Annotated in this window: 10 protein-coding genes; 5 read left to right on the top strand and 5 right to left on the bottom strand. The window is 62.7% G+C overall.

Annotation, left to right across the window (positions count from 1 at the left end):
• Window positions 1–19 precede the first annotated feature (19 nt).
• The 4 genes from ACFFFR_RS06725 to ACFFFR_RS06710 form a co-directional block, all read right to left on the bottom strand.
• On the bottom strand, window positions 20–775 hold the full coding sequence (locus ACFFFR_RS06725) for a PP2C family protein-serine/threonine phosphatase (RefSeq protein WP_377458967.1): 756 nt from the start codon (window positions 773–775) through the stop codon (window positions 20–22).
• Window positions 776–2,134: an adenylate/guanylate cyclase domain-containing protein gene (locus ACFFFR_RS06720; protein ID WP_377458965.1), complete on the bottom strand. Its 1,359-nt coding sequence runs from the start codon at window positions 2,132–2,134 to the stop codon at window positions 776–778.
• A gap of 2 nt (window positions 2,135–2,136) precedes the next feature.
• A complete protein-coding gene (locus tag ACFFFR_RS06715; protein ID WP_377458964.1) occupies window positions 2,137–2,721 on the bottom strand; it encodes a PH domain-containing protein in 585 nt (194 codons plus the stop codon).
• A gap of 89 nt (window positions 2,722–2,810) precedes the next feature.
• Window positions 2,811–3,665 (bottom strand): biotin--[acetyl-CoA-carboxylase] ligase, encoded by an 855-nt coding sequence (locus tag ACFFFR_RS06710; RefSeq protein ID WP_377458962.1) that lies wholly within the window; start codon window positions 3,663–3,665, stop codon window positions 2,811–2,813.
• Between the two features lie 165 nt (window positions 3,666–3,830).
• Between ACFFFR_RS06710 and ACFFFR_RS06705 the strand changes: the two genes are divergently transcribed.
• The 5 genes from ACFFFR_RS06705 to ACFFFR_RS06685 all read left to right on the top strand — a co-directional run bounded on the left by ACFFFR_RS06705 (window position 3,831) and on the right by ACFFFR_RS06685 (window position 10,003).
• The gene (locus ACFFFR_RS06705; protein ID WP_377458960.1) at window positions 3,831–5,423 is read left to right on the top strand and encodes an acyl-CoA carboxylase subunit beta; all 1,593 of its coding nucleotides are present in this window, start codon (window positions 3,831–3,833) and stop codon (window positions 5,421–5,423) included.
• A 22-nt stretch (window positions 5,424–5,445) separates the two neighbouring features.
• On the top strand, window positions 5,446–5,673 hold the full coding sequence (locus ACFFFR_RS06700; RefSeq protein WP_377458958.1) for an acyl-CoA carboxylase subunit epsilon: 228 nt from the start codon (window positions 5,446–5,448) through the stop codon (window positions 5,671–5,673).
• Window positions 5,674–5,708: 35 nt separating this feature from the next.
• Window positions 5,709–7,397 carry a DUF885 domain-containing protein gene (locus ACFFFR_RS06695; protein WP_377458956.1) on the top strand — a complete coding sequence of 563 codons (1,689 nt, stop codon included), beginning with the start codon at window positions 5,709–5,711 and terminating at the stop codon, window positions 7,395–7,397.
• Window positions 7,394–8,062 carry a Maf family protein gene (locus tag ACFFFR_RS06690; RefSeq protein WP_377458954.1) on the top strand — a complete coding sequence of 223 codons (669 nt, stop codon included), beginning with the start codon at window positions 7,394–7,396 and terminating at the stop codon, window positions 8,060–8,062. The genes ACFFFR_RS06695 and ACFFFR_RS06690 overlap by 4 nt, the downstream gene beginning before the upstream one ends.
• A 120-nt stretch (window positions 8,063–8,182) precedes the next feature.
• The gene (locus tag ACFFFR_RS06685; RefSeq protein WP_377458953.1) at window positions 8,183–10,003 is read left to right on the top strand and encodes an acetyl/propionyl/methylcrotonyl-CoA carboxylase subunit alpha; all 1,821 of its coding nucleotides are present in this window, start codon (window positions 8,183–8,185) and stop codon (window positions 10,001–10,003) included.
• A gap of 75 nt (window positions 10,004–10,078) precedes the next feature.
• Here the strand turns inward: ACFFFR_RS06685 and ACFFFR_RS06680 are convergent, their stop codons facing one another.
• A complete protein-coding gene (locus ACFFFR_RS06680) occupies window positions 10,079–11,557 on the bottom strand; it encodes an NAD(P)H-quinone dehydrogenase (protein ID WP_377458951.1) in 1,479 nt (492 codons plus the stop codon).
• Window positions 11,558–11,654: the final 97 nt, after the last annotated feature.

Here is an 11,654-nt window from a genome sequence, read left to right as displayed (position 1 = left end):
CAAGACCACCTATTCAAAACTAGGAAGCGGTGTTGGGGTTTGGGACGGCGTCCACCACGATGACGGTGACGTTGTCCCGGCCGCCACGGGCCAGAGCGTGGGTGATGAGCTCATTGACCGCGGTTTGGGCCTCGGGGTAAGTGGTGAGCAGCGCGTGGATCTCGTCGTCTTCTAGTTCCGTGCTCAGTCCGTCGGAGCAGATCAGCAGCCGGTCACCGGCAATGACAGGATACAGATAAAAATCCGCCTGGTTGGCGGCCCCGGCGCCGAGGGCACGGGTGATGACGTGGCGGCGGGGGTGGAAGCGGGCCTCTTCGGCGGTGATGTAGCCGTGGTTGATGAGGTCTTGGACCTCGGAGTGGTCCACGGTGAGCAGCTCGAGTTTGCCATCGCGTAGCCGGTAGGTGCGGGAGTCCCCGACGTTGAAGACCAGCCAATAGGGTTGGCCGTTCTCCATGATGAGGGCGGCCCCGGTGACGGTGGTGCCGGCCCGGCCCGCACCGACCTCGTGGATGTTGTTGTCCGCGTCCTCGAGGGCTTCTTGTAGGGCGGTGGCGTTGATGTCTCCGTTGTAGCCGTCCGCGAGCGCTTCGAGGTTCTGGATGGCCAGTCGGGAGGCGACTTCGCCGGCCTCGTGTCCGCCCATGCCGTCGGCAACCGCGAAGACGGTTTCGGAGACGAGCAGGTGGTCTTCGTTGATTTCGCGGTGCAGGCCGATGTCGCTGCCGTAGCCGCAGCGGATGTTGAATTCGTCGGTGGTGGTGAAGCGTGCCATTTAGTCAATCACCAGCCCTTCCCCGACCCCGCGGGTGAGCAGGTAGGGCCGGATTTCGCCGAAGCCGCGGACCGAGCGTGGTTGCAGTTCTTCGGTGATGTACCGTTCGTCCCCGGCCAAGGTGGCTGCGGTGAGCGCGTCGACCAGCACAGTGCCGGGTTCGGCCAGTGTGGTGAGTCGGGAGGCGAGGTTCACGGTGGGTCCGTAAATGTCCCCGAAGCGGGAGAGGACTCGGCCCCAGATGAAGGAGACGCGGGCTTGCGGCAGTACTTCATCGTCGGCGAAGGTCTCGGCCAAGGCTAGGGATATTTCTGCACCGGCTTCGGGGGTTTCAGCGTTGAAGAGGACTTCATCGCCGACCGTTTTGACGAGGCGTCCGGCGCCGACGGAGATGATTTCGGCGCACTTGTTCTCGAACCGTTGGACCATTTGGGCCAGCGTACGTTCGTTCATCTGCCGTGACAAGGAGGTATAGGAGACCAAGTCGGCGAACCCGACGGCCCGGGCCAACGGCAGCGGGGCGTCATCTTCGTCGCCTTTGCGCCCGGAGGCGGAGGCTGCCAGTCCGGCCTCGACGCGCACGCTGAGACGTTGCAGTGCGGCGTTGAGTTGGCGCCGCCACGAGTACAGCAGCACCGATTCGAGGGCTGGGATGAGATCCGGCAGTAGGTTCACCATGCGTTTGCGGGCCTCCGGGTCGGAGAGCCGCTCGGTGTCGATGAGGTCCTCAACGAGGGCTTCGACCTGCCAGACCACCATCCGGTCAGTCATCTGCCCGATGGAGCGGGTCAGGGAAATGGTGGTTTCCTCGTTCAGGATGTCCCGGCGGACCAAGTCGATCATGGTGCCGACGGCCTTGACGTCTTCAACGGTGAACGCCCGGTCGTCGTCTGAGAGGTTGGGGAAGCCCAGGGCGCGCCAGACTTTGCGGGCGGCCACCAAGGAGACGCCGACTTCGCGGGAGATGTCCCGCCGGGTCATGGTTCGTTCGCCGCCGAGGAGGTCTTTTTCTAGGGCGCGGATGCGTTCGTGCCAGTCGCGTGCTTGGGCGGCCGGTGCGGGGATGGCCTGGGTTTCCGGGGCCCGGGTCACCAAGTCATCGTCGTCGTCTTCGGAAGGCGGCCGGGAGGCTTTGCGCAGCAGGTCTGGGTCGATGGAGGCCAGATCGATTTCCCCGGAGGCAAGGTCGGCTGGTGCTAGTTTGCGCAGTTTGGCCGTGGTGGGCATGTTGGCACGGGGACCGGACTCTTCGGATTGGACCAGTCCGGCTAATGCCTCGTCGCCATCTTCATAGGATGCGGGTGGCCGGCGTTGCGGGTCCGGGGGTACGGCAGAGTCATGCGTGCCGAATTCACTCATGCTCAATCCCATCTAGTCCCCGGTGCAGACCTTTCAGCCTCTACATTAGTACGTCGTGTCGTTTTCGACACTTCGGCCCAAACCGATTCCACGAACAGCGCAGGCTGCGGGATTTGGGGTAAACGGACCGCTTCACCGAATCCGTAGTGTACCCAGATATCCGCCGAGTTGGCCCGAGATTTTCCGTAACGTAGGTCGGTGATCGAGCCCAGAGCGATGGTGACGGTCCGGAAACCTGCTGGGCGGCGGCCGGCGTGGGTGCTCATCGTCGGAAAATAGCGTCGGTGCACGAGGCGTTGATTGGTTAGCCAGGTGCGGTGCCGGGCGTAGCGTAGCAAGGGCCGGAGCACACCGGGGTAGATCAGCAACAAGAACACGAGAGCCCACGCCACGTAGTAGGCGTAGCCAAGATAGGTGTAGAACGAGGGGTCCAGTAATTGTTGGTTCATCAGCACGTGGAAGGCGCCGGCCCCGAAGCCGAGGATGACGGCCAGCAATAACGCCCAGATGACGGCGCTGCGGAGGATCACGGCCGAGGGCCGGGTCCGCAGAATGAGCCGTTCACCGTTTTTCACGTCAATGCGCATCAGTGCTGTATGTTCTCTCCCTGTCACCAACTACCCTACCGAGTCCATCTTAGCGATGTTTGCTGCCCGCCCGAGCTGTTCGAGGCAGGCTAGTTGCCGGCTGGTCGCAGATGCGTGATGTCTGCCGAGGTGAGGGTGTGGGTGCCGTCGGCTGCTTCAACGATGAGTTCGGCTTGCGGGCCCAGTCCTGTGGCGCGTCCGCGGAAAGGTTGACCGCTAGCCGGGGTCACGGTCACGGCTTGGCCCAGGGTGGACATGGTGGCGGTCACCTTCTGGCGGGCCCAGCGCTCACCGGAGCCGAGTTGCTCGGCTTGCGCGAAGCCCCGGTAATTGTCCCAGAAGTTGGTGATCAGGGCCGCCAGGATCTCGGTGCGATCGGGCTGCTGGATGAAATCGGCGAAGCTGGCGGGCTGGGTGGGTGCGCTGGCCGGTTCTGGCAGCACCGGGGTGGCGAGCACGTTCAGCCCGATACCCACCACCAGCTGGGTTGGTGAGAGAAGTTGGGCCAGCACCCCACCAAGTTTGACCACGGTGCCGGCCGCCTCGGCTGCGGTGTCGACCGCGATGACGTCGTTCGGCCATTTGATGGCCGCCGGCACACCATGGGCGCGGGCTGCGGATACCGCGGCTTCGGCCAGCAGCAACACGATCCAGGAGAAGTCGTGGTGTTCGGGTTCTAAGTAGAAGCTGGTGGCCAAGCTGGTGTGTTTCGGGCTTTGCCAAGATCGGGCCAGCCGACCTTGACCGGCTGTCTGTTCCTCGGCGGTCAGCACCGTAAAGTCCGGCAAACTTCCGGCCTTGGCCCGCTGAATGAGCGCGGTATTGGTTGAATCGATACTGTCGAGAACCTCGAGCTTCTCGGCAAGGCCGGTTCCCACCAGCGATGCCAAGCGGTCGACATCAATGGGCTGGGATGGCTGTGCTGACGGCGATATTGCGGGCATGGTGACCTCCGAGCTGCCCGGCGATCTCGTTCAAAAGGATCAGAGAAAACCGGGGGGACTTTGTAGGTTTCGCACAGAAGAACGGCCCGTAGCGCCGAACTAGACTGGCTTAAGGTTGAGTTTCGATAACATTTTTCCACGATTTGCACGGAAGGCAGAGTCTGCATGTCTCAAGAGCCCATTGATGTGACGACCACGGCGGGCAAACTCGCTGATCTTCAGCGACGCCGCGAGTTGGCACAGATGCCGATGGGTCCAGAATCCGTGGATCGTCAGCACGCCCGCGGAAAGCACACCGCCCGCGAGCGCATCAACATGCTGTTGGACGAGGGCTCCTTTGTGGAGTTCGACGCCCTGGCGGTGCACCGCTCGACTGCGTTCGGGATGGACAAGCGCAAACCGCTCGGTGACGGGCTGGTCTCCGGCTACGGTACCGTCGATGGCCGTCTGGTAGCTGTCTACTCCCAAGATTTCACCGTGTTCGGCGGTTCACTGTCGAAGGTCAATGGCGACAAGATCGTCAAGGTCCAAGAGTTCGCCGCCCGGAACGGCTGCCCCGTCATCGGCATTAACGACGGTGGCGGCGCCCGCATCCAAGAAGGCGTTGCCTCGCTGGCGATGTTCGCGGACATCTTCCGTAACAACGTGCACTCCTCCGGTGTGGTCCCGCAGATCTCGCTGATCATGGGACCGTGTGCCGGTGGTGCCGCCTACTCCCCCGCGTTGACTGACTTCATCATCATGGTCGATCAGACTTCGCACATGTTCATCACCGGACCGGACGTCATCAAGACCGTTACCGGTGAAGACGTGGACATGGAAACCCTTGGTGGGGCGACCGCGCACAACGCCAACACCGGTACCGCCTCTTATCTGGCCCAGGATGAAGAAGACGCCATTGAGTTCTGTAAGGAACTGCTGGAGTTCCTGCCATCCAATAACTTGGCCGAAGCCCCACTGATGGACTTTGACCAGCCGGAGGAGATCACCGCCGAAGATGAGGAGCTTGACACCCTCATCCCGGATTCGGCCAACCAGCCGTACGATATGCGCACCGTGATCGAGTCGCTAGTCGATGACGGGCACTTCTTTGAGATGCAGGCCATGTATGCCCCGAATGTGCTGATTGGTTTCGCCCGCATGGAGGGTCACACCATCGGCATCGTGGCGAACCAGCCGATGCAATTCGCCGGTACCTTGGACATTTCCGCCTCCGAGAAGGCGGCGCGCTTTGTGCGGTTCTGCGACGCGTTCAACATCCCGATCCTGACTCTGGTTGATGTGCCCGGCTTTTTGCCCGGCACCGATCAGGAGTTCAATGGCATCATCCGACGCGGCGCCAAACTGCTCTACGCCTACGCCGAAGCCACCGTCCCGAAGCTGACCGTCATTACCCGAAAGGCTTACGGCGGCGCCTACATCGTGATGGGTTCCAAGAAGCTCGGCGCTGACCTGAACCTGGCCTGGCCGACCGCCCAGATCGGTGTCATGGGTGCCCTCGGTGCGGTCAACATTCTGTACCGCCGCGATTTGGCGGCAGCTGCCGAAGCCGGTGAAGACGTGGACGCCAAACGCGACCAGCTCATCGCCGACTACGAAGCGGAGCTGCTCAACCCGTACCAAGCGGCCGAACTGGGATACATTGACGCGGTGATCGCCCCGTCAGAAACCCGCGGCCAACTCATTCGTGGGTTGCGTGCCCTGTACAACAAGCGCGCTACCCTGCCCACCAAGAAGCACGGCAACATCCCGCTGTAACTCACCACAAGGACTGCTTTTCATGGACCACCAGTTTTCAATTGACGGCAACCTGACCGACGAAGAACTCGCCGCCCTGACCGCGGTGCTCAACCACGCGATGGCCGAGGCCGCCGCCGCGCAGGCCGCTGCTGCCGAACCAGTCTCCGGTGCAGACCGGGTGGCTGAGCGTTCCCGCCAGTTGGGCCTGCGCGAGCGCCCATCCCGGTCCGCTTGGCGTGCATCGGCCCGCGGCCGCTACGTCGCTTAAGAGTTCTGGGTCACACGTGACTAAGATGGGTTTTCATGACCCATACTGAAGCACCTGCACGGCCCACCAGCGCCGTGGACGCACTGGCCAATGATCTGATGGCTCAGCTGCACGCCCTTGACCCGGCTACCGCCTACATCAATGGCTACCGCACCTACCCGAATCGCTACGCCGACTACTCCCCTGCCGGCACCCGCGCCGAGCGCGAGCTACTCGAGGACACCCTAGAGAAGTTGGCCCAGCTGCCTGACGCCGACGAGATTGATGCGGTCACCCGGGCCGCCATGCAGGAGCGTATGGGACTGCAGATCGAGATGATCGATTCGCAGGTAACCCTGCTGAACAACATTGCCACCCCTGCCCACGGCATTCGCACCCTGTTTGACCTGATCCCAACCCAGACCGCAGAAGACTGGGAGGTCGCCGCAGACTTCTTGGCCGATGTGCCCCACGCTCTGTCCGGCTATCAGGACTCGCTGCTGCATTCGGCCAAGCACGCGCTGGCACCGGCCCGCCGACAAGTCGACACCGTCGCCGGCCAAATGCGCGCCCACGCTTCAGCAGATGGTTTCTTCCATACCTTTATCGCCGCCGCACCGGCAGACCTCGACGAAGACCTGAAAAACCGACTCGCCGACGGCGCCGCCGCCGCAACTGAGGCCTACGGGAACTTCGTCACCTTCCTGACCGAGGAGCTGGACCCACTGGCCCGGGACGAGGATGGGGTCGGCAAGGAGTACTACCAGTTAGCGAGCCGGTATTTCCTCGGGGCCACCGTAGACCTTGAGGAAACATACCGTTGGGGTATCCAAGAACTTGACCGACTGGTCGCCGCCGAAGAAGAGCTAGCCCGGAACATCCTGCCCGAGGGCTCAGAGGTTTCCGTCGCGGCGCTGCGCAAGCACTTCACGAATGATCCGGCCCGAAAGATTGTCGGCACCGACGCGTTGCAGGCGTGGATGCAGGAAAAAGCGGACACCGCTGTGGCCGAACTGGGCAAGGAACACTTCGAGATTCCGGAACCGGTTCGCACCATCGAATGCATGATCGCCCCGACCCAAGAGGGCGGGATCTACTACACCCCGCCATCGGATGACTTCTCCCGCCCCGGACGCATGTGGTGGTCAGTCCCACCGGCGACCACCGAATTCGCGACCTGGATCGAAACCACCACCGTGTACCACGAAGGGGTTCCGGGTCACCACCTGCAGCTGGGTTTGGCGACCTACTACAAGGATTTGCTCAACGACTGGCGCCGGCACGGCTGCTGGATTTCCGGCCACGGCGAAGGCTGGGCCCTGTACTCGGAAGAGCTGATGCACGAGTTGGGTTACCTCGATGACCCTGCCGACTACCTGGGCATGCTGGATGCGCAACGTTTCCGGGCCGCCCGCGTGGTCTTCGATATCGGCCTGCACTTGGGTCTGCGCCAGCCGGAGCACTACGGTGGGCAGATCTGGAACGCGGAAAACGGTCGTGAATTCCTCGACCAGCACTTCAACATGTCCGAAGGCGAACGCGAGTTCGAGTGGCTGCGCTACATGGGCTGGCCCGGTCAGGCGCCCTCCTACAAGGTGGGCCAACGCGTATGGGAGGACATCCGCGCCGAACAAGAAGAACTGCTCGGTGCTGACTTCGATCTGAAGGACTTCCACTCCCGCGCCCTGAAGTTGGGCTCGGTTGGCCTCGACGTGTTGCGTGAAGCCCTGAAGGCACAGGCATGAGTGAGAGGCAACCAATGCTGAGCTTGATCTTGGGTTCGGCCTCGACCTCGCGTGCTCGGGTGCTGCGTGGGGCAGGTGTCAGGTTCACCCAGTTGGTCTCCACGGTGGATGAGGATGCCGAGCTGCAGGCGGCTGAGGACACCGGCACAGCACCGGGCACCCCGGCGCAGATGGCCGCGTTCCTCGCCCGGATCAAAGCGGAGTCCGTTGCGCAGAACCCGACCGCGGCCGGCGCCTTCGTGCTCGGCTGTGACTCGGTTTTCGAACTTGACGGCGTGCCTTACGGCAAGCCGTATACGGAAGAGAAGGCTATTCAGCGCTGGCAGTTGATGCGGGGGAAGACCGGGATCCTGCATACCGGTCACACCCTGATCGACAATCGCCCGGATTCGGCCGGCTTCGGCACCGCGGTCAGCCAGCTCAGCAGCAGCCACGTCAGTTTTGCTGAGCCGACCGATGAGCAGCTGCACCGCTACGTGAAAACTGGTGAGCCGCTCGGCTGTGCCGGCGGGTTCACGATTGACGGGCACGCCGCCGCCTTCGTCACCGAGGTACGCGGGGACCACAATGCGGTGATCGGTGTCTCCGTTTCGGTCCTTGCCGACCTGTTGGCCCGACTCGGTGCAGACATCACGCAGCTGTGGGGTGCGCCTGCAGATGACTAGTCCTTGTAGGATTCCCACAACATTCTGATGAATTTGGTTGCGCCTCGGCCCCGCCACGGCAAAACACCGGCACGAACGCATAGGCTCCCCTAGGAGCCTTCTGTAGGAGAAAATAGATACATGTCAGAGAAACTGAGCACGACCGCGTGTGGACCCACGCAGTTTTCCAAGGTGCTGATTGCCAACCGCGGTGAAATTGCCGTGCGTATCATTCGTGCCGCCGCCGATGAGGGCATCGCCTCCGTCGCCGTGTACGCAGAACCGGACCAAGACGCCCCGCACGTGCGGTTGGCCGATGAGGCGTTCGCGTTGGGCGGTCAGACGGCAGCCGAGTCCTACCTCGACATGGACAAGATCATCGAGACCGCGCAGCGTGCCGGCGCCGACGCAATCCATCCCGGCTACGGTTTCCTCTCCGAGAACCCGGACTTTGCGCAGAAGGTCATCGACGCTGGTCTGACCTGGATCGGCCCATCCCCGCAAGCAATCGCCACCCTGGGCGACAAGGTTTCCGCCCGTCAGCTGGCCCAGTCCGTGGGGGCGCCTCTGGTCCCGGGCACCAAAGAGCCAGTCTCCGACGCCTCCGAGGTTGTTGCCTTCGCCGAAGAGTACGGGCTGCCAGTGGCCATCAAGGCCGCCTACGGTGGCGGTGGTCGCGGCATCAAGGTGGCTCGCACCATCGAAGAGATTCCGGAACTGTATGATTCAGCCGTCCGTGAGGCCACCGCTGCGTTTGGCCGTGGTGAGTGCTTCATCGAGCGATTCTTGGACGCACCCCGGCACGTAGAGACCCAGTGCTTGGCGGATGCCCACGGCAATGTGGTGGTGGCGTCCACGCGTGACTGCTCCCTGCAGCGCCGCAACCAGAAACTGGTGGAAGAGGCTCCTGCCCCATTCTTGGCCGATGAGCAGAATGAACGGCTCTACCGTTCCTCCAAGGACCTGATGAAGGCCGCCGGCTATCAGGGTGCCGGAACCTGTGAGTTCCTGGTCGGTCAAGACGGCACGATTTCTTTCCTTGAGGTCAACACCCGCCTGCAGGTCGAGCACCCGGTGACCGAAGAGATCACTGGCATGGACTTGGTGCGCGAACAGTTCCGCATCGCACGCGGTGAGGAGTTGGGCTACGAAGATCCGCAGTTGCGCGGGCACTCCTTCGAGTTCCGTATCAACGGTGAAGATGCGGGGCGGAACTTCATGCCGGCCCCGGGTACGATCACCGCCATGAACATCCCTTCCGGTCCCGGTGTGCGTGTCGATTCCGGTATTGAGGCGGGCCAGACCGTCTCCGGTAACTTTGACTCGATGATCGCCAAGCTGATCGTCACTGGCGCCACCCGTGAAGAAGCACTGCAGCGGTGCCGTCGCGCCCTGAAAGAGATGACCATCGAGGGTATGCCCACCGTGCTGCCCTTCCACCGCGCGGTTGTTTCCGACCCCGCATTCGCTCCGGAGGAGGGCCCCTTCTCCGTGCATACCCGGTGGATCGAAACCGAGTTCGATAACACCATTGCCCCGTTCGATGCACCCGGTGTGGCCGGTGAAGACGGCGAGGCGGAGCGGCAGAAGATCGCGGTTGAGGTCAACGGCAAACGCATTGAAGTGACCTTGCCGTCTCAGCTGACTGCGGCAACGCAGGCCATCGGCGCCGGCGTGAAGTCCACCCTGCGTCGGAAGAAGCCACGCTCCTCCCGGTCCGGGTTGAGCGCCACCACCACCGCCAGCGGTGACTCGCTGACCAGCCCCATGCAGGGCACCATCGTGAAGGTGGCCGTGGAGAACGGTGCCACCGTCAACGAGGGCGACCTGATCGTGGTCCTAGAAGCCATGAAGATGGAACAGCCACTGACCGCGCACAAGTCCGGGACGATCTCCGGCCTGGATGCTGAGATTGGTTCCACCGTCAACGCCGGTGCCGTGATCGCCACCATCGAAGACTAAAAACGACGTAGATAACCCTGTGGGCCTGACCGTGTTGGTCGGGCCCACAGAGTTTTAACGGCGCCAAGCCGCGTGTTAGAGCATCAGGGAGTTCATGTGCAGGCGTCGTGCCGCTTCCCCAATTGATCCGGACAGCGACGGGTAGACCGTGTAGGTCTCGGCCACCGCGTCCACATGCAGTTTCTGGGTGACGGCGATCGCCAACGGGTAAATCAATTCGGAGGCACGCGGGGCTACCACGACGGCACCTAGCACTGTACCGGAACCGGTGCGGGAGAAGATCTTGACGAAACCGTCTTGCACGTTGAGCATTTTGGCCCGGGCGTTGGTGGCGAAGTCTAGTTTGACCACGTCGGCTTGATAGTCGCCGGCGTCCACCATCGCTTGGGTGATCCCGACGGTGGCGATTTCCGGTGCCGTGAAAATGTTGGATGACACTTGGTAGGGGCGGAATGGTTTCACGCCGTCACCGAGCAAGTGTGCCACCGCGGTGCGGCCCTGCATGGCAGAAACGGAGGCGAGCTGGAAAACCCCGGTGCAGTCACCGGCCGCGTACACGTTGGTCGCGGAGGTGCGGGAGACACCGTCAACTTGGATGTGGCCGGATTCGCTGACCGCCACCCCGGCTTCTTCAAGACCCAAGTCTGCCGTGTTGGGGATCGATCCGACTGCCACGAGGCAATGTGAGCCGCGGACTTGGCTACCGTCGGAGAGGGTGACCAGCACGCCGTCGTCGATGCGCTCAACAGATTCGGCACGCGAACGGGCTAACACCTCGATGCCCTGCCGGACGAATACATCTTCGAGAACTTCGGCTGCGTCGGAGTCTTCCCCCGGCAGTACCCGGTCACGGGACGAGATCAGGGTGACGTGTGAGCCCAACAGGTTGTAGGCGGAGGCGAACTCGGCGCCGGTGACACCGGAACCGATGACGATGAGGTGCTCGGGCAGCTCTTCCATCTCGTACAACTGGGTCCAGTTGAAGATCCGCTCCCCGTCCGGTTTTGCGGTGGGCAGCTCACGTGGGTGGGCACCGACGGCAATCAGCACGGCGTCGGAAGGCAGCACGTCCCCGACCTTGATCGGGGTCTCGGGCAGCTCCCGGTTGCCCTCTTCGGGGTTTTCGGCGAGCTCAACGAGTTCAACGTCCCGCTCAGCGGTCAACTTGCCGGTGCCCTTGATGACGCGGATACCGCTGGCCTGCAGGAGCCGGCGAATGTCGGTGGACTGTGAATGGGCCAGCCGCAACAGTCGCTTGTTGACGGCCGCCAAGTCAACTGAGGCGTCCGGGTCACGCACGTCATTGTGCTCTCCGGTGCCGAAGCGTACGCCCATGGATGGTGATTGGCGCAGTCTGCGCATGGCATCTGAAGTGGCGATGAGTGATTTGGAGGGTACGACGTCGGTGAGGACTGCGGAACCGCCGATGCCGGCCCGTTCCACAACCGTGACCTGTGCGCCGAGTCTGGCTGCTACCAGCGCTGCTTCGTATCCGCCGGGCCCGCCGCCAATGATCGTCAGGGATGTTCTTGACTTATTTTTCAGCTCACTCACACGCCCCATTCTCTCCCATCGGTGCCAAAAATTCACCTTAGATGCCGCGGATCAGCACGGTCGTTCGCCGATGGCGAGGCAGGGGCACCATAGGATG

This window comes from Micrococcoides hystricis (assembly GCF_042434215.1).
In the GTDB taxonomy this organism is placed as follows: Bacteria; Actinomycetota; Actinomycetes; order Actinomycetales; family Micrococcaceae; genus Micrococcoides; species Micrococcoides hystricis.
Note: the sequence above shows the minus strand (reverse complement) of the source record. Positions and strands in the feature narration are given on the sequence as shown.

Bases quoted from the DNA above. Each gene is read 5' to 3' on its own strand.
- ACFFFR_RS06715 (WP_377458964.1), bottom strand. From the start codon at position 2,721: ATGCGCATTGACGTGAAAAACGGTGAACGGCTCATTCTGCGGACCCGG.
- ACFFFR_RS06710 (WP_377458962.1), bottom strand. From the start codon at position 3,665: ATGCCCGCAATATCGCCGTCAGCACAGCCATCCCAGCCCATTGATGTC.
- ACFFFR_RS06690 (WP_377458954.1), top strand. From the start codon at position 7,394: ATGAGTGAGAGGCAACCAATGCTGAGCTTGATCTTGGGTTCGGCCTCG.
- ACFFFR_RS06705 (WP_377458960.1), top strand. From the start codon at position 3,831: ATGTCTCAAGAGCCCATTGATGTGACGACCACGGCGGGCAAACTCGCT.
- ACFFFR_RS06720 (WP_377458965.1), bottom strand. From the start codon at position 2,134: ATGAGTGAATTCGGCACGCATGACTCTGCCGTACCCCCGGACCCGCAA.
- ACFFFR_RS06725 (WP_377458967.1), bottom strand. From the start codon at position 775: ATGGCACGCTTCACCACCACCGACGAATTCAACATCCGCTGCGGCTAC.
- ACFFFR_RS06695 (WP_377458956.1), top strand. From the start codon at position 5,709: ATGACCCATACTGAAGCACCTGCACGGCCCACCAGCGCCGTGGACGCA.
- ACFFFR_RS06685 (WP_377458953.1), top strand. From the start codon at position 8,183: ATGTCAGAGAAACTGAGCACGACCGCGTGTGGACCCACGCAGTTTTCC.
- ACFFFR_RS06700 (WP_377458958.1), top strand. From the start codon at position 5,446: ATGGACCACCAGTTTTCAATTGACGGCAACCTGACCGACGAAGAACTC.